The sequence below is a fragment of the Chromobacterium sp. Beijing genome, assembly GCF_021496765.1.
In the GTDB taxonomy this organism is placed as follows: Bacteria; Pseudomonadota; Gammaproteobacteria; order Burkholderiales; family Chromobacteriaceae; genus Chromobacterium.
Window position 1 is genome coordinate 627,125 of the sequence record NZ_CP053750.1, and the last position, 16,114, is coordinate 643,238.

At 68.1% G+C, this 16,114-nt stretch carries 15 protein-coding genes; 3 read left to right on the forward strand and 12 right to left on the reverse strand.

The features are described from left to right. The first annotated feature begins 20 nt into the window (after nt 1-20). A complete protein-coding gene (locus tag HQN78_RS03085) occupies nt 21-914 on the forward strand; it encodes a transporter (protein WP_235087827.1) in 894 nt (297 codons plus the stop codon). A 9-nt stretch (nt 915-923) separates the two neighbouring features. Then, entirely contained in the window at nt 924-2,045 is a 1,122-nt protein-coding gene (locus HQN78_RS03090) for a DMT family transporter (protein WP_235087830.1), read from the forward strand. A 169-nt stretch (nt 2,046-2,214) separates the two neighbouring features. Here HQN78_RS03090 and HQN78_RS03095 read toward each other — a convergent pair whose 3' ends face one another. The 11 genes from HQN78_RS03095 to HQN78_RS03145 form a co-directional block, all read right to left on the reverse strand. Beyond that, a complete protein-coding gene (locus HQN78_RS03095; protein ID WP_235087833.1) occupies nt 2,215-3,798 on the reverse strand; it encodes a GMC family oxidoreductase in 1,584 nt (527 codons plus the stop codon). 140 nt (nt 3,799-3,938) lie between these two features. Next, the gene (locus HQN78_RS03100; RefSeq protein WP_235087835.1) at nt 3,939-4,859 is read right to left on the reverse strand and encodes a p-hydroxyphenylacetate 3-hydroxylase reductase component; all 921 of its coding nucleotides are present in this window, start codon (nt 4,857-4,859) and stop codon (nt 3,939-3,941) included. A 204-nt stretch (nt 4,860-5,063) separates the two neighbouring features. After that, nucleotides 5,064-6,233 (reverse strand): p-hydroxyphenylacetate 3-hydroxylase oxygenase component, encoded by a 1,170-nt coding sequence (locus HQN78_RS03105; protein ID WP_107798694.1) that lies wholly within the window; start codon nt 6,231-6,233, stop codon nt 5,064-5,066. A gap of 144 nt (nt 6,234-6,377) precedes the next feature. Beyond that, nucleotides 6,378-7,763 (reverse strand): MFS transporter, encoded by a 1,386-nt coding sequence (locus HQN78_RS03110; protein ID WP_107798695.1) that lies wholly within the window; start codon nt 7,761-7,763, stop codon nt 6,378-6,380. Between the two features lie 76 nt (nt 7,764-7,839). Further along, nucleotides 7,840-8,643 (reverse strand): 4-hydroxy-2-oxoheptanedioate aldolase, encoded by an 804-nt coding sequence (gene hpaI, locus HQN78_RS03115; protein ID WP_235087838.1) that lies wholly within the window; start codon nt 8,641-8,643, stop codon nt 7,840-7,842. A gap of 19 nt (nt 8,644-8,662) precedes the next feature. Next, complete coding sequence (gene hpaH / locus HQN78_RS03120; protein ID WP_107798697.1) at nt 8,663-9,466, reverse strand: 2-oxo-hept-4-ene-1,7-dioate hydratase; 804 nt, start codon at nt 9,464-9,466, stop codon at nt 8,663-8,665. 48 nt (nt 9,467-9,514) lie between these two features. Then, complete coding sequence (locus tag HQN78_RS03125; RefSeq protein WP_227107731.1) at nt 9,515-9,904, reverse strand: 5-carboxymethyl-2-hydroxymuconate Delta-isomerase; 390 nt, start codon at nt 9,902-9,904, stop codon at nt 9,515-9,517. Next, nucleotides 9,885-10,769 carry a 3,4-dihydroxyphenylacetate 2,3-dioxygenase gene (gene hpaD, locus HQN78_RS03130; RefSeq protein WP_107798699.1) on the reverse strand — a complete coding sequence of 295 codons (885 nt, stop codon included), beginning with the start codon at nt 10,767-10,769 and terminating at the stop codon, nt 9,885-9,887. Before hpaD ends, HQN78_RS03125 begins: the two co-directional genes overlap by 20 nt. Nucleotides 10,770-10,876: 107 nt before the next feature. Continuing rightward, a complete protein-coding gene (gene hpaE, locus HQN78_RS03135; RefSeq protein ID WP_235087841.1) occupies nt 10,877-12,346 on the reverse strand; it encodes a 5-carboxymethyl-2-hydroxymuconate semialdehyde dehydrogenase in 1,470 nt (489 codons plus the stop codon). Then, complete coding sequence (locus HQN78_RS03140) at nt 12,343-13,125, reverse strand: fumarylacetoacetate hydrolase family protein (protein ID WP_107798701.1); 783 nt, start codon at nt 13,123-13,125, stop codon at nt 12,343-12,345. Before HQN78_RS03140 ends, hpaE begins: the two co-directional genes overlap by 4 nt. Next, on the reverse strand, nt 13,122-13,793 hold the full coding sequence (locus tag HQN78_RS03145; protein ID WP_235087844.1) for a fumarylacetoacetate hydrolase family protein: 672 nt from the start codon (nt 13,791-13,793) through the stop codon (nt 13,122-13,124). Before HQN78_RS03145 ends, HQN78_RS03140 begins: the two co-directional genes overlap by 4 nt. 254 nt (nt 13,794-14,047) lie before the next feature. Here HQN78_RS03145 and hpaA point away from each other — a divergent pair, with 254 nt between their 5' ends. Continuing rightward, nucleotides 14,048-14,950 carry a 4-hydroxyphenylacetate catabolism regulatory protein HpaA gene (gene hpaA, locus HQN78_RS03150; RefSeq protein WP_235087847.1) on the forward strand — a complete coding sequence of 301 codons (903 nt, stop codon included), beginning with the start codon at nt 14,048-14,050 and terminating at the stop codon, nt 14,948-14,950. Nucleotides 14,951-14,958: 8 nt separating this feature from the next. Here hpaA and HQN78_RS03155 read toward each other — a convergent pair whose 3' ends face one another. Next, the gene (locus HQN78_RS03155) at nt 14,959-15,966 is read right to left on the reverse strand and encodes a helix-turn-helix domain-containing protein (RefSeq protein ID WP_235087849.1); all 1,008 of its coding nucleotides are present in this window, start codon (nt 15,964-15,966) and stop codon (nt 14,959-14,961) included. Nucleotides 15,967-16,114 lie beyond the last annotated feature (148 nt).

Here is a 16,114-nt window from a genome sequence, read left to right on the forward strand (position 1 = left end):
ACTCCCTGACGGAGATCATCATGCACAAGACCTTGATCAAGGCGCTGGCCGGGCTGTCGGCGGCGCTGGCCTGCGCGACGGCTCAGGCCACCCAGTCCGGCGCGGACACCATAGGCGCCGGCGCCGAGGGTTTTCTCGCCGGCGCGCTGCCGCCGGCCGGCTGGTACGGCGTGTTCTATTACACCCATTACCAGGCGGACCGCTTCAACGACGACGCCGGCCGTTCCGCTGCGCCGGGCTTCAAGCTGAGCGCCGACGTGCTGGTGCCGCGGCTGCTGTATATGTCGGACCGGACGCTGTGGGGCGGGCGCTTGGGCGGCTTCGCGCTGGCGCCGCTGCCCAGACTGAGCCTGGACGCCGGCGGCGCGCATGAGAGCCGCAGCGGTCTGGGCGACGCGGTGCTGGGGCCGGTGCTGGCCTGGGGCGACGCCGGGCCGCTGCACACGGCGCTGGCGGCCGACATCGTGCTGCCCACCGGCGACTACGACCGCAATCGGATGTTGAACCTGGGGGCCCATCATTATTCGCTGCGTCCGGTATTCGCCTTTTCCTATCTGCCTGCGTCCGGCTGGGAGCTGTCGTCCAAGATCAGCTACACCTTCAACGGCAAGAACCGCGATACCGATTACCAGTCCGGCCAGCTGTTCCACTTCGATTACTCGCTGAGCTACGCGGTCAGCCCGGCCTGGAGGCTGGGCTTGAACGGCTACTTCATCAAGCAGACCACGGACGATGTCCAGTACGGCCGGGCGGTGGCGGGCAACGGTTTTCGCGGGCAGGCTTTCGCCATCGGTCCGGCGCTGCGCTACCAGTTCGACAAGGCCGGTCTGGAATTGAGGTGGTTGAAGGAGTTCGATGTGCGCAACCGGCCCGAGGGCAGCGCAGTCTGGGCCAAGCTGGTGCTGCCGCTGTAGCGGGCGGACATGGGGCTTGCAAACACGGCCGGGCGCTTGCGTCCGGCTTTTTTCTTGGCGGAGTCGCGCTCCCGCGCGCGCTCGTCTTCATTTTCTTCTCTTGCTTCTTCTTTCTTCACCGCGCCGTCATCGAGATACCGCATGATTGGAATTCTTGTGCAATCCAGTGCGCTTCCCATTCCGCGACGCAGTCCGGATGACCGCTGCCCGCCGCAGGCCTGGCGGTCCCAAATTCGTCATGGCGGGCAAGTTGATCGCTTATTGCGCATCTCCCCGCAGCTTGTCGCTGAGTTGGAAAGAAAATCCATGAGTAAGCTTGAGCCACGCCATCACAGACAGGGATGGGAAATCGTGCTGATTTTAGTCACCGCCTTATGGGGGTGGTCCTTTGTCGCTATTCACGATGCGCTGAATGATCTAAGCGACTCGGCGTTTAACGCCTACCGGTTTCTCATCGCCGCGCTGGCGATGTGGATCTTGGTGCGGGTCAAAGGGAGTCGATTCTCGCGGCAGGATGTTTTCGGAGGCGTCGCCGCTGGCGTCGCGCTATATCTGGCCTTCTTTTTTCAAACCAAGGGCTTGGCTTACACCACCGCTTCCAATGCCAGTTTCATTACGGGCTTGGCCGTTGTCTTTACTCCGCTGTTTGCTTATTGGCTGTTAAAGGTGCGCCCGGAAAAACGTCAGCTATTCGGCGCAGCCACGGCGACGATTGGGCTTGCTTTGCTGACCTTGAAAAATCTGGCCATTCATTGGGGAGATATGCTGGTTGTGCTCTGTGCGGCTTCCTTCGCTTTGCACATTGTTGTTTTGTCCAAGGTCAGCAAGACAGCGCGGGTATTGAACATCGCCTTTGTCCAGGTCGCGGTCGTGGGGGGCTTGTCCTTGCTGCAGTCATTGGCTTTGAATGAGTTCTCGCTTCCCTTTCGAAGCGAGACGATGACGGCGATTCTTATCATCGCCCTATTGGGAACGGCAGTCGGTTTTTATGTGCAGACCCGGGCCCAAGTGGCCTCTTCGCCCAATCGAATCGCATTGATCATTGTGCTGGAACCGCTGTTTGGCGGTGTTTTTGCTTATTTCCTGGCCGGCGACCGCTTGTCGCCTTTGAATTTACTGGGGCCGGGCTGATTATTCTGGGCATGCTGATCACGGAATTTCATTTGAAGGCAAGCCGCGCCGGAGCGGATTAACCCTTCGCCGCGGGTCTTGACGCCGCGGCCATGGCGGGCCGCATCTTGCGCGGCTTGGATGTTTCCATCCCCGCCGTCGCAGGATATTGAAACGCAGGGGGCGGCGCTTACTGGCCGCTGAGCATGAATTCTGCGCAACGTTCGGCGATCATCACCACCGGCGCGTTGGTGTTGCCGGAGACAATGGCGGGCATTACCGAGGCGTCGCAGACGCGCAGGCCGGCCACGCCCTTGACGCGCAGCCTCGGGTCCACCACCGCGTCGGCGTCGGCGCCCATGCGGCAGGTGCCGGCCGGGTGGTAGACGGTCTTGGCGAACTGGCGGATATGTTGTTCCAGCAGCGCGTCGTCGGCGTCTTCGGCCGGCGAGGGCAGCAGTTCTTCGGCGATCAGCCGGCGCATGGACGGCGCCCGCAGGACGCGGCGCGCCAGCTTGACGCCGCGGAGCAGGCCGGCGAGGTCCTCGGCCTCGCGCAGGGCGCCGCTGTCGAAGCGCAGCGGCGCGGCCGGGTCGGCGGAGGCCAGCGCGACGCTGCCGCGCGACTTGGGGCGCAGCAGGCAGGGATTGATGGAAATGCCGTGGCCGGGCAAGGGTTCGCGATCGACGTCGCCCACCAGGGTGGGCAGCACGTGGAACTGGATGTCCGGCCGGCCGCCGCCGGCGGTGTCGACGAAAGCGCCGGACTCCACCACGTTGGAGCTCAGCAAGCCGGTGCGGAACAGCTGCCATTGCAGGCCGTGGCGCAGCGCGGCCAGGCCGCGGTCCTGGCCCAGCAGGCTGATGGGCGCGCGGGCGCGGCCGTAGACCGACACTTCCAGATGGTCCTGGTAGTTGGCGCCCACTTGCGGCGCGTCGCGCAGCACGGCGACGCCGTGTTCGCGCAGCTGCGCCGCCGGGCCGATGCCGGACAGCATCAGCAGCTTGGGGCTGGACAGCGCGCCGGCGCAGAGCACGATTTCCGCCGCGGCGCGCGCGCGCTGGACGCCGCCGGCGTCGCGCCATTCCACCTGACAGGCGCGGCCGCCGTCGAACCCGATTTTTTGCACATAGCAGCCGGTGCGCAGGTCCAGCTTGGGGTCTTGGCGGACCGCGGCCAGATAGGTGGCGGCGGTGCTGCCGCGCTGTCCGTCGAAGGTGGTGGTGTGGTAGAAGCCGACGCCGGCCTGTTCGCGGCCGTTGAAGTCGTCGTTGTAGGTCAGGCCGGCTTCCTGCGCGCCCTGGACGAAGGCCAGGCTCAGCGGATGGCGGTAGCGGGCGTCGCTGACTTTCAGCGGCCCGTCCACGCCGTGGTAGGGCTCGGACAAGCGCATATGGCTTTCCGCCTTCTTGAAGGCGGGCAGCACTTGCGACCATTCCCAGCCCGCGCAGCCCAGGGCGGCCCAGTCGTCGTAGTCGGCGGCCTGGCCGCGGATATAGACCATGGCGTTGACCGAGCTGCCGCCGCCCAGGGTGCGGCCCTGCGGGACGAAGATGCGTCTGCCGGCGGCTTCCGGCTGCGGTTCGCTGCGGTAGGTGACGGTGCGTTCGCTGCCCAGCACCTTGATGAAGGCGGCCGGCATGCGGATGTAGGGGTTGTCGTCCGGCGGGCCGTCTTCCAGCAGCAGCACGCGCTTGCCGGCCTGGATCAGCCTGTGGGTCAGCACGCAGCCGGCGGAGCCGGCTCCGATCAGGATGTAGTCGTAGTCGCGCATGGCGTCTCCCTTGTGGTCGCGCCGCCCTTGGACTGTTTGAGGATGGGCGGTCGCTCCAGCATAGGGCGGCCGCGCGCGGCGGCCTTGACCCGGCGCGCCCCGGACCTTGACCGCCGCGGACGCGGCGACGGGAGGCGGGCTCAGCCCTGGCGGATCAGCGCACGCAGCACGCGCTTGCAGGCGGCCAGATCCTGTTCGTCCAGGCCGGACTGAATCTCCCGCTGCTGCTGGCCGGCGATGCGCCACAGCGTGGCGGCCTGCTCGCGGCCGGCCTCGCTGAGGCGGCAGCCGGCGGCGTCGCGGGTCAGCAGCCCCTTGCGGCGCAGCTCGGCCTCGGCCAGTTCTATCGCCTCCGGCGGCATCGCCGTCTCGCGTTGCAGCGCGCAGGCATCCTGTTCCGCTTGCTGTTCCAGCACCAGCAGCAGCCGCGCTTCGCCGCCGCTCAGCCCGGTGGCGAGCTGGCGCGGCCGGTAGCTGGCCTGGTAGGCCTGCAGCGCCTGGGTCAGCAGATAGAGCAGATTGTCGCCCAGCCAGCCGGGCAGCGGTTCCGCGGCGGCGGCCGGGCGGGCGCGCGGCAGCGCGGCGGCGTACACGCCCTGGTGGTAGAGCAGCGGCGCGGCGCCGCAGTCGTCGAAGGTTTCGACCAGGCCGAGCAGAATCCAGTGGTCGCCGCCGTCCAGCTTTTGATGCAGGCGGCAATGGAAGCGGGCGGCGCAGCCGTCCAGCAAGGGCGCGCCGCCAAGGCCGGTTTCCGGCGTCAGGCCGGCGAATTTGTCGGCGCCGGGGCGGGCGAAGCGGTTGGACAGCTCGATCTGGTCGGCGGCCAGCACATGGACGATGAAGTGGCCGGCCTGTTCGAACACCGCGTTGCTGGCGGAGCGCTTGTCCAGGCTCCACAGCACCAGCGGCGGGTCCAGCGAGACGGAGTTGAAGCTGTTGGCGGTGACGCCGGCGCGTTCGCCGTCCGGCGCGGTCGCGGTGACGACGGTGACGCCGGTGGCGAAGTTGCCGAGCGCGCGGCGCAGCGCGCGCGCGTCATGGGCAGGGGCGGGTGCGTTCATGGCGTGTCCTCGGGGCCGTCCGGCGCGGGGCCGGCGCGGCGCGGGTGGGAGGGGCTAATGTCGGTAGAGCCTGTTCGCGATTTCGCGGGCTGGAACGGGGCAGGGCGAAAACCACTGGGACAGCGGCTTTGCTCATACGGCGCATGAACGTTTCGAAGCGGCGTTCACCCTGTCGGGCCTCAGCGAAGATCGTAAACGGCTCGTCTAGACCATGGCGGGGTCCGGCTCCAGCCCCAGCAGCGAACGGCCCAGGATCTGGGCGCAGACGTCGTAGTCGGTGTAGGCGTGGGCGCCGGTCATGTGCGAGTCGCGGAACAGCCGCTGCGCCTCGTTTTCCAGCCGCCAGCAATTGCCGCCCATGGATTCGAACAAGCGGTCCACCGCCTGGATGCACATTTTCACCGCGTAAGCCTGATTGGTGCGCCAGAAAGCCAGCGTTTCCGCCGTGGGATAGCGTTTGGCCGCGCCGTGCTCGGCGTGCTCGCGCCAGCTGGCTTCCAGCAAGGCGCGCGCGGCCAGCACTTGGTGGGTGGATTCGGCCAGCCGCATATAGGCGGGCAGCGCCGCGCCCACCTGGGCGCCGGTATAGGCGCGGATGCGGTTGCGGCTGCGCTCCTTGAACACTTGCAGCATGCGCTCGGCCACGCCCAGGCTGATGGCGGCGAAGCCGCTGGCGAAGTAGGGCCGGTAGGGCGCGTAGAAGATCTTGCTGTCCGGGTACAGGCCGAAGCCGGCGGAGCGGCCTTCCATCATGTCCTTGGCCGCTTCGATCCGGTGTTCCGGCACGAAGACCTTGTCCACCAGCAGGGTCTTGGTGCCGCTGCCCTGCATGCCGGCGGCGCGCCAGTCGTCGCGGATTTGGTAATCGGCGCGTGGCACCACGCCGAAGCAGTATTGCGGCTCGCCGTCCGGGCCGGGGCGGCGGAAGCCCAGGATCGCCCATTCGGCGTGGTCGCAGCCGCTGCTCCAGCCCATTTCTCCGCTGAGCAGCACGCCGCCGTCCGCGGCCTCGGCCCGGCCCAGCGGCGCGATGCTGCTGCTGGCGGTGGCGTCCGGCGCGCCGCCCCAGACTTCCTCTTGCAGCCGGGCGGAGAACAGCGCGATCTGATGGCTGTGGGTGGCCAGCAGGCTGGCGGCCCAGGCGGTGCTGGCGCAGGCGCCGGCCAGCGCCGCCACGCAATCGGCGAATTCGGGCAGGCTGATTTCCAGGCCGCCGTAGGGCCTGGGCTGAAAGGCGCGATGAAAGCCCACGCTTTTCAAGAGGGCGATGTTTTCCGCCGGCACGGTGCGTTCGCGTTCCGCCCGCTCCGCGTTGGCGGCGATGGCGGGCAGGATGGGAAGCAGGGTTTCCAGCAAGGGGTTGGGGTGGCGCATGGTGGTCTCCTTTGTGCTTGATGGCGCTGAAGCGGCCCGCCTTTGGCGGCGGGCGTTTCAATAATGAATACATTCAGCGAATTTGCATTATGGATAGCGACACCACGCACTGGAATGCATCTTCCAAGCTGTCTTAGGTACTTTTCATGGCGCTTCAGCATGAACGGCGGCGACGACGGGCCGGCGCCAGCGTATCGGCGACGCGGCTTGCTCGGCCTCGTGCTCCGGCCCCAGCGGGATGTCGCGGCGGTCGCGCAGCAAGAGCGCGGAGGCGAGGCCGATCAGCGTCATGCCGCTCAGATAGGCGGTCACCGCGGCGGTGGAGCCGGTCTGGGCGATCAAGGCCTTGGCGATCATCGGCGCGAAGGCGCCGCCGAGGATGGCGCCCAGCGCGTAGGAAATGGAGACGCCGGAGAAGCGCACCGAGGCGGGGAAGAGCTCGGCGTAGAAGGCCGATTGCGCGCCGTACGTCAGACCGGTGCCCACCGACAGCAGGCACAGCGCCAGCAGCACCGCCGGCAGGCTGGCGCTATTGATCAGCGGGAACAGCGTCAGCACGCCGGCCAGCTGCACGCCGAAGCCGATCAGGTAGACGCGGCGGCGGCCGATATGGTCCGACCAGACGCCGGCCAGCCAGGTGAAGGCCATCCAGCAGGCGGAGGCGAAGGCGACGGCGAGCAGCACCGGGGTGCGCTCCATGCGCAGCGCGCCGGCGGGGTCGGTGGTGTAGTTCTGGATGAAGCCGCCGGTGGTCATGTAACCGACGGCGCTGTTGCCGGCGAAGAGCAGCGCGGCCAGCAGCACCAGCGGCGCGTGGCGGCGGAACAGGTCCAGCACCGGGGTGCGCGATCCGGCCTTGCGCGCCTTGATCTCCTCGAAGACCGGGCTTTCCTCCACCGAGCGGCGCACCCATTGGCCGATGAACAGCAGCACGACGCTGAGCAGGAAGGGCACGCGCCAGCCCCATTCCAGGAAGGCGTCGCCGGGGGAGACCACGCCGCTCATCAGCGCGAACACGCCGGAGGCCAGCAGCAGGCCCAGCGGCACGCCTATCTGCGGGAAGGCGCCGTAGCGGCCGCGCTGGCCGCGCGGCGCGTGCTCCACCGCCATCAGCACCGCGCCGCCCCATTCGCCGCCGGCGGAAATGCCTTGCAGCACGCGCAGCAGGATCAGGGCCAGCGGCGCCAGCAGGCCGGCGGATTCATAAGTGGGCAACAGGCCGATCAGCGCGGTGGAGGCGCCCATCAGCACCAGGGTCAGCACCAGCATCGCGCGCCGGCCCAGGCGGTCGCCGTAGTGGCCGGCGAGAAAGGCGCCCAGCGGCCGAAACAGAAAGCTGACGCCGACCGAGGCGAAGGCGATCAGGGTGGCGAAGCGGTCGCCGGCCGGAGCGAAGAACAGTTTGTTGAACACCAGGCCGGCGGCGCTGGCGTAGATGAAGAAGTCGTACCATTCGATGGCGGTGCCGATCACGGTGGCGTAGGCGACTTTGCGCGCGTGGGCGCTTGCGGCGGCGGGGGTGTGGCTCATCTTGCGTTCTCCTCGGGGGTGGGGCCGGGATCGGCTCCGGGCGGCGCCTTGTTCTTGTGTGGTCGCCGCGGGTCAGTCAGTAGGCGGATGACGTCGGCGGCCGGCCGGGCGCTTCGTCGCGAAAGGCCGCCGCCAGCGCTTCGGCGCGGCGCGCCAGCAAGGTGGTGTCGACGCCGACGGCGACGAAGCCCGCGCCCAGCGCCAACAGCCGGCGCGCTTCGGCCTCGTCGGCCATCAGGATGCCGGCGGCCTTACCCTGGGCGCGGATGCGGCGGATGGCGTCGTCCATCGCCGCGCGCACTTCAGGGTGGTCGGGCCGGCCCGGATGGCCCATGTCGGCAGCCAGGTCGGCCGGGCCGATGAAGACGCCGTCCACGCCGTCGGTGGCGGCGATGCCTTCCAGCGCGGCCAGGGCCTGGCGGGTTTCCACCTGGGCCAGCACGCAGATTTCATCGTCGGCCCGCGTCAGGTAATCCGGCACGCGGTTCCAGCGCGAGGCGCGCGCCAGCGCGCTGCCCACGCCGCGGACGCCGCGCGGCGGATAGCGGGTGGCGGCCACCGCCCGCGCCGCCTCGTCGGCGTTCTGCACCATGGGCAGCATCAGCGTTTGCGCGCCGATGTCCAGCAACTGCTTGATGCGCACCGGGTCGTTGCTGGCGGCGCGCACCACCGGGTGGCAGGGATAGGGCGCGACGGCCTGCAGTTGCAGCAGCACGTCCCTGAGCTCGTTGGGCGCGTGTTCGCCGTCTATCAGCAGCCAGTCGAAGCCGGCGCCGGCCAGCAGTTCGGCGCTGTAGGGGCTGGCCAGGCCCAGCCACAGGCCGATCTGGCGGCGGCCGTCGCGCAGCGCGGCCTTGAAGGGGTTGGCGGGAAGTTGCATGGAGGTTCCTCGAGCGGGTTCAGACGAAGCGGCAGCTGATCGCGCCCAGCGGGCCGTAGTCGACGTGGAAGGTGTCGCCGGCGCGCGCCGGCACCGGCCGGGTGAAGGAACCGGCCAGAATCACCTGGCCGGCCTTGAGCTCCACGTCGAAAGGCGAGAGCTTGTTGGCCAGCCAGGCCACGCCGTTGGCCGGGTGGTTGAGCACGGCGGCGGCGACGCCGGATTCCTCGATCACGCCGTTGCGGTACATCAGCGCGGCCACCCAGCGCAGGTCCAGCTCGCGCGGGCGCACCGGCCGGCCGCCCAGCACCACGCCGGCGTTGGCGGCGTTGTCCGCTATGGTGTCGAACACCTTGCGCGGACGCTGGCTGTCCGGGTCTATGGACTGACTGCGCGCGTCGATGATTTCCAGCGCCGGGATCACGTAATCGGCGGCGTCGTAGACGTCGAACAAGGTGGCGCCGGGGCCGGACAGCGGGCGGCCCAGCACGAAGGCCAGCTCCACTTCCACCCGCGGCACGATGAAGCGCGACACCGGGATGTCGGCGCCGTCGTTGAAGAACATATCGTCCAGCAGCGCGCCGTAGTCCGGCTCGTTGATCTGCGAGGACATCTGCATCGCGCGCGAGGTCAGGCCTATCTTGTGGCCCTTGAGGCGGCGTCCCTCCGCCAGCTTCATCTCCACCCAGCAGCGCTGGATGGCGTAGGCGTCCTCTATGGTGATCTCGGGATGGTCCAGCGAGAGCTGGCGGATCTGCCGGCGTTCGCGCTCGGCGTCGTGCAGGCGGCGCGCGGCGCCGCGAATCAGGTCGGGGCTGAGCATGGAGTCTTTCATGGTGGTCGCTGAGCTTCGTGATCGGTTTCGGCCGTTTCAGCCCGGCGGGCTGAAGCGTTGATGCACGTTGTTGCGCTTGAAGTTGAGGGTGGCGGACAGTTCGGTCAGTTCGAAGCTGAGCGCCAGATAGCGTTGGGCGAGCAGCGGTTCGAAGTGGCGCTGGATCAGCGCGAACAGCTGTTCGGCGGTGGCGCGGCGATCGGCCTCGCTGCGGCCGCTGCCGATCTGCAAGGTGCAGTGGACGAAGGCGTAGTCGGCCTCGCCGTCCGCCATGCGCCAGGTGTCCAGCCAGTGGGCGCGGCTGCGGATGCCGGCCAGCGGAAACAGGCCGCTGGCGGCCAGACAGTCGTGCACCTGGCGGAACAGCTCCGGCAGATCGGCCTGCGCGCGCAGATTGTCGGTGCATTCAGCGATGAAGTGCGGCATGGCGCTCTCCCAGCGGTTCCACCGGCAGCACCGCGTTGATCTGGCCGGTGCCGGAACTGCCGAAATAGGGGGTGATGATTTCCGCGCGGCCGCGGTAATCGCCCCAGCCCAGCGCGCCCAGCAGCATGGCGGTGTCGTGCATGAAGCCTTCGCCGTGACACTTCTCGGCGTACTCCGGCAGCATGTCGCAGAAGGTTTTCCAATCGCCGTCCAGCCACATGGCGATGACCTCCTGGTCCATGCTTTCCAGGAAGGGGCTCCAGGCCTTGTGCAGGAATTGATCCGCGGTGCCGTTCTGGGCGAAACGGTGGGACAGCGAGCCGCTGGCGAAGAAGGCGACGCGGCCGTCGTAATCGCGCTCCACCGCCTCGCGCATCGCCGCGCCCAGCCGCGCGCTGTCGGCCAGATCGTGCACCGTGCACAGCGCGGCCACCGACACCACTTTGAAACGCCGGTCGGCGTTCATATAGCGCATCGGCACCAGGGTGCCGTACTCCAGCGGCAGCGTGGTGGCGTCGTGGGCGCGGGTATGCACGCCGGCGGCGGTGGCCGCCTCGGCCAGCAGCTTGCCCAGCGCGGGGTTGCCCGGATAGGCGTAGGGCATGTTCTTGATGAAGTGCGGCAGCTCGTTGCTGGTGTACACGCCTTCGAAAGCCGGCGCGCAGTTGACGTGGTAGCCGGAATTGACCAGCCAGTGGGTGTCGAACACCACGATGGTGTCCACGTCCAGTTCGCGGCAGCGGCGGCTGATTTCCTTGTGGCCGTCTATGGCGGCCTGGCGGCAGCCTTGATGCGGGCCGGGCAGTTCCGACAGATACATGGACGGCACGTGCGTGATCTTGGCCGCCAGGGCTAGGGTTCCCATTGCGTTCTCCTCGGTGCGACTGGGCCGTGGGGCCGGCGCAGTCTTGCTGCTTGGATCGGTGTCGCGCCGGGGCCGGCCGTCTGCGCGGCCTGGGCCCCGGCGGCGCCTCAGGCTTGTTCCACGCCCCAGCGCGGAATGAAATGGCCGCCCATGGAGACGCAGACGTTTTTCACCTCGGCAAAGGCTTCAAAGCTGTATTCGCCGCCCTCGCGGCCAACGCCGGAGGCCTTGACGCCGCCGAAGGGCTGGCGCAGATCGCGGACGTTCTGGCTGTTGACGAAGACCATGCCGGCCTCGATGCCGCGCGCCAGCCGGTGGGCCTTGCCGATGTCCTGGGTCCAGATGTAGGAGGCCAGGCCGTAATCGACGTCGTTGGCCAGGCGCAGCGCGTCGGCCTCGTCGCTGAAGCGCAGCAGGCAGGCCACCGGGCCGAAGATTTCCTCCTGGGCGATGCGCATGCGGTTGTCGACGTCGGCGAAGACGGTGGGGCGGATGAAGTGGCCGGAGGCCAGCGATTCGGGCAGGCCGGCCGGACGTTCCAGGCCGCCGGCCACCAGCCGCGCGCCTTCTTCCAGACCGATGCGGATATAGCCGGTGACCTTGTCGTAATGCTGGCGGGTGATCATCGAACCCACCTGGGTGTTGGGGTCCTGCGGGTCGCCGACGATCAAGCGCTGAGCGCGGGCGGCGAATTCCGCGACGAAGCGGTCGTAGATGCCGTTCTGCACGAAGATGCGGCTGCCGGCGGTGCAGCGTTCGCCGTTGAGGGAGAAAATGGTGAACAGCGCGGCGTCCAGCGCGCGATCGAAGTCGGCGTCGTCGAACACCAGCACCGGCGATTTGCCGCCCAGCTCCATCGAGTACTTCTTCAGCCCGGCGTTCTGCATGATGCGCCGTCCGGTGGCGGTGCCGCCGGTGAAGGACACCGCGCGCACGTCCGGATGGCTGACCAGGGCTTCGCCGGCGCTGGCGCCGTAGCCCTGCACCACGTTGAACACGCCAGGCGGAATGCCGGCCTCCAGCGCCAGCCGGCCCAGTTCGTTGGCGGTCAGCGGCGACAGCTCGGACATCTTCAGCACCGCGGTATTGCCCAGCGCCAGGCAGGGCGCGGTCTTCCAGGTGGCGGTCATGAAGGGCACGTTCCACGGCGACACCAGCGCGCACACGCCCACCGGCTGGTACAGCGTGTAGTTGAGCATCTGCTCGTCCACCGGGTAGCTGTGGCCGTTCATCCGGGTGCAGACTTCGGCGAAAAAGTCGAAGTTGTGCGAGGCGCGCGGGATCAGCACATTGCGGGTCTGGTGGATGGGCAGGCCGGTGTCCAGCGTTTCCAGTTCCGCCAGCCGCGGCACATCGCGCTGGATCAATTCGCCCAGCCGGCGCATCAGCCGCGCGCGCTCCTTGGCAGGGGTGGCCGCCCACTTGGGAAAAGCCGCCTTGGCGGCGGCCACCGCCAGATTGATTTCCTCGGCGCCGCCGGCCGCCACTTCGCCCAGCGCTTCGCCGGTGGCCGGGTTGTAGTTGACGAAGCTGTCTTGGCTGGCCACTTCGCGGCCGTCTATCCAGTGTTTGATCATGGGGTTTCCTTTTCCGCGTTCCGGCGCGCGAGCCAGTCCGCTTCGCTGATGATCTGGTTGAGCAGCCGTCCGACGCCCTCGACCTCTACGACGACTTCGTCGCCGGGGCGCACGTCGGACAGGCCTTGCGGGGTGCCGGTGGCGATCATGTCGCCCGCTTGCAGCGTCATGAAGGCGGACAGGTATTCGATCAGATGGGGGATGTCGAACACCATGTCGCGGGTATTGCCGCTTTGGACGCGGCGGCCGTTGACATAGGTGGCCAGCTCCAGGCTGTGCGGGTCCGCCACCTCGTCGCGGTCCACCAGCCACGGGCCTATCGGGGTCAGGCCGTCGCGGTTTTTCACCCGCAGATTGGGCCGGTAGTAGTTTTCCAGGTAGTCGCGCACCGCGTAGTCGTTGCACACGGTGTAGCCGGCGACGTAGTCCATCGCCTGGGCGCGCTTCACCTTGCGCGCGGTCTTGCCGATCACCGCCACCAGTTCGCACTCGTAATGCATATATTCAACATTGTCCGGCCGCATCGATTGCCGGCGATGGCCGGTCAGCGCGGCGGCCGTCTTCAGGAACACCAGCGGTTCGCTGGGCGGCTTGAAATCCAGCTCGGCGGCGTGGTCGGCGTAGTTGAGGCCCAGCGCGAACAGGGTGCCCTGGCAGGGCGGCAGCCATTCCGCCTCGGTTTCGTCCAGCCGGCGGCCGTCCGGCAGCAAGAGCGCGCCGTCGGCGTCGGCCTGCGCGCGCCAGGTTCGGCCCTGATAACGGATGCGGGCGTGTCTCATTGCATGTCCTCCTCGGCCGCGACGATGTTTTCCAGGCGGCCGATGCCGTCTATCTCCACCGCCACGGCGTCGCCCGGCCGCAGCCGCGCGCCGCGCGGCGGCGTGGCCACGATCAGCAGGTCGCCGGCGTAGAGGGTGAGGAACTGGCTGACGTCGGCGATCAACTGGGCGACGCCGCGCAGCCAGTCGGCGCTGTCGTTGGTTTCGGCCAGCGCGCCGTTGACATAGGTGCGCACCTGCACCCGTTGCGGGTCGATCGCGTCGGGGCCGGCTTCCGGGCCGACGGGGCAGAAGCCGTCGCGGCATTTGGCCTGGATCGCCGGGCGGTAGAAGCTGGTTTCCGCCAGGCTGACCTCGTTGACCACCGCGTAGCCGCCGACATGGGACAGCGCGTCGGCCGCGCTGACGCGGCAGGCGTCGCGGCCGATGCGCACGCCCAGCGCGCCGCCGGCGTAGACGGCGTCCGCGTCGGCGGGAAAGGGGATGGGCGCGCCGGCGACGCTGACGGTGTTGCGCGGTTTGACGAACAAGACCGGCGCTTGCGGCGGGCGCTGATAGGGCGCTTGTTCGAACTCCGCCGCCAGCGCCGTCTGCAAACGACGGTGGTTGAGCGCCGCGCCGTAGATGGCCGCCGGCCGCTCCGTCGCGGCGTCTAGGACCAGACTCATGCTTAACTCCTTGTTATTGAATGAATCGCCGTTGTTCAAATATTCATTAACATGTTAAAGTTTATAACGATGACGGCGGCCCGCTGTCAATGTTTATCCATGCTGCGTTGCGGGTAATATCGTCAAAAGCCGTGTTTGCGCGGCGGCGGCCCGGGCCGCCGATCCGGCGCGAAAGCCTGAGCGGCGGCTTTTTGGCGAGAGCGGAGGGCGAGGGCGGCCGACTATGGCGAAAATGTCACAAGGGAGGGGCGGCGATGAGCAGAATCCCGCGCGGTCTGGGCGCGCGCATACCCAATATCGACATCGGCAAGGCTTACGACAGCCCCTACGAGTCCGTCGACATCCATTGCGAATCCTTTGGCCGGCTGGCGGCCTTCTTCGGCCGCAATATGCCGGTGCATAGGCACGACCGCTTTTTGCAATTGCACTATCTCGCCAGCGGCGACATCCGTCTGCAACTGGAGGAAGACCATTACCAGGCGCGCGCCCCGCTCTTGTTCCTGACCCCGCCGACGGTGCCGCACGCCTTCATCACCGGGCCGGAGGCCGACGGCCATGTGCTGACCTTGCGCCAGGAGCTGGCGCGCGGCTGGCTGGCGGAGGCGGGGCCGGACGCGCTGAGCGCGCCATTCTGCGTGGAGCTGGCCGAGGTGCCGGCGGAATGGGCCGATATGGCGCGGCGCCTGCCCGAGCGGCTGGCGCAGTTGCAGCGGGAGAGCGAGGCGCCGGCGCCGGGCGCGGAGCTGGCGCGGCAAGCCCTGGCCCAGCTGGTGCTGGTGGACGTGCTGCGGCTGTCCGGCCTGCCGGGACCGCGCCGCGGGCCGCGGCGCGACGAGTGGCGGCTCTACCATCGCTTCAACGGCTTGATAGAAGCGCATTACCGCGAACACTGGAGCCTGGACCGCTACGCGGCCGAGCTGGGGGTCAGCGAGGCGCGGCTCAACGATGTGTGCCGCCGGCTGGCGGACCTGCCGTCCAAGCGGCTGGCGCACGATAGGCTGTTGCAGGAGGCCAAGCGCCTGCTGATCTACTCCGCCGCCTCGGTGCACGCCATCGCCTACGATTTGGGCTTCAAGGACCCGGCCTATTTTTCCCGTTTCTTCCAGCGCATGGCCGGGCGCTCGCCCAGCGACTACCGCGCGCGCCGTCAGGCCTGAGCCCGCGTCTAGTTGGCTGGATCGTTGACCGGCTCCAGTCCGCGCGCGCCGGGAGGCGCGCCCAGATGGGCCAGAGCCCGGCCGCGGGTGTGTGACGGGGCCTCGCCGAACAGCTTGCGGTAATCGGCGGCGAAATGGCCCAGGTGGTAAAAGCCCCAGGCGCCGGCGGCGTCGCGCACGCCGTGGCCGGGCCGCGCCGGGTTCAGCAGCATCCGGCGCACCGCGTTCAGACGGATGGAGCGCAGATAATCGACCGGCGTGGTGTCCGCCACCAGTTGAAAGCTGTTTTGCAGCGTGCGGCGGCTGACGCGCAGCCGGCTGCACAGCTCCAGCACCGTCACCGGCTCGTCCGGCTTGGCCAGCGCCAGCGCCTGGCTGCGCCTGACGATGTCGCAATGGGTGGCGAAGGTCAGGTTGCCGCGGCGCTCGCCCAGCGCGCTGTCCGCCAAGGCGTCTTGCAGCAGGCTGAGCAACTGGTGCTGGATCACTTTCTGGTTGCCGGCGTAGGACAGCAGCGCCGGGTCCAATAAAGCCTGTTCGAACACGCCGTTCAGCAGCGCGCGCAGCGCCGCCAGCGCGGCCGGCCGGACCGGAAACACCGGCGTTTTGCCGCGGGCCTCGCGCAGCGGGCGGCACAGCGCGGGCGTCAGTTCGGCCAGATCCTCGTAAGGCACCGACACCTGGACGGAGTCCGAGCCCGGCGGCAGGTGGAGGACGAAGTCCTCGCCGCCGCGCAGCGCCATCAGGGCGTCGTCGGGCACGGCGACGCCCTGCAGGCTCAGCGGCGACGGCGCGCGGATGGGCAGCGCGAAATGGATCATGCCGCCGGGCGCGCGGCCTTGCTGCACCACGCGCTGATTGAAGCTTTCGCGGAAAATATCCAGGCGCGCGGTGCGCACCCGGCTCAAGGTGCTGCGGAAGCGGCCGCCGCTGATCTGGCTGTACAGCTGCTCCCAGCCGGGCAGGGCCTCGGCGTGCAGGTGGGCGTCGTCAAAGCAACGGGCTGCGGCAATCATCTGCTTTCTCCGGTGGGTGGGGATGGAGTCCGCCTGTTCTCGGTCCATTCTCTGGATCTCAAAATGATTAATATGTTATTTAAATCGAAATGTCCAGCGCTCTTTGCGTCGCTTAAGCATTGTTTTTACTGAATGTTTCCATCTGGCG

Bases quoted from the DNA above. Each gene is read 5' to 3' on its own strand.
- HQN78_RS03095 (WP_235087833.1), bottom strand. From the start codon at position 3,798: ATGCGCGACTACGACTACATCCTGATCGGAGCCGGCTCCGCCGGCTGC.
- HQN78_RS03110 (WP_107798695.1), bottom strand. From the start codon at position 7,763: ATGAGCCACACCCCCGCCGCCGCAAGCGCCCACGCGCGCAAAGTCGCC.
- HQN78_RS03090 (WP_235087830.1), top strand. From the start codon at position 924: ATGGGGCTTGCAAACACGGCCGGGCGCTTGCGTCCGGCTTTTTTCTTG.
- hpaE (WP_235087841.1), bottom strand. From the start codon at position 12,346: ATGATCAAACACTGGATAGACGGCCGCGAAGTGGCCAGCCAAGACAGC.
- HQN78_RS03155 (WP_235087849.1), bottom strand. From the start codon at position 15,966: ATGATTGCCGCAGCCCGTTGCTTTGACGACGCCCACCTGCACGCCGAG.
- hpaD (WP_107798699.1), bottom strand. From the start codon at position 10,769: ATGGGAACCCTAGCCCTGGCGGCCAAGATCACGCACGTGCCGTCCATG.
- HQN78_RS03125 (WP_227107731.1), bottom strand. From the start codon at position 9,904: ATGCCGCACTTCATCGCTGAATGCACCGACAATCTGCGCGCGCAGGCC.
- HQN78_RS03085 (WP_235087827.1), top strand. From the start codon at position 21: ATGCACAAGACCTTGATCAAGGCGCTGGCCGGGCTGTCGGCGGCGCTG.
- hpaA (WP_235087847.1), top strand. From the start codon at position 14,048: ATGAGCAGAATCCCGCGCGGTCTGGGCGCGCGCATACCCAATATCGAC.
- HQN78_RS03100 (WP_235087835.1), bottom strand. From the start codon at position 4,859: ATGAACGCACCCGCCCCTGCCCATGACGCGCGCGCGCTGCGCCGCGCG.
- hpaH (WP_107798697.1), bottom strand. From the start codon at position 9,466: ATGCTCAGCCCCGACCTGATTCGCGGCGCCGCGCGCCGCCTGCACGAC.
- hpaI (WP_235087838.1), bottom strand. From the start codon at position 8,643: ATGCAACTTCCCGCCAACCCCTTCAAGGCCGCGCTGCGCGACGGCCGC.
- HQN78_RS03145 (WP_235087844.1), bottom strand. From the start codon at position 13,793: ATGAGTCTGGTCCTAGACGCCGCGACGGAGCGGCCGGCGGCCATCTAC.
- HQN78_RS03105 (WP_107798694.1), bottom strand. From the start codon at position 6,233: ATGCGCCACCCCAACCCCTTGCTGGAAACCCTGCTTCCCATCCTGCCC.
- HQN78_RS03140 (WP_107798701.1), bottom strand. From the start codon at position 13,125: ATGAGACACGCCCGCATCCGTTATCAGGGCCGAACCTGGCGCGCGCAG.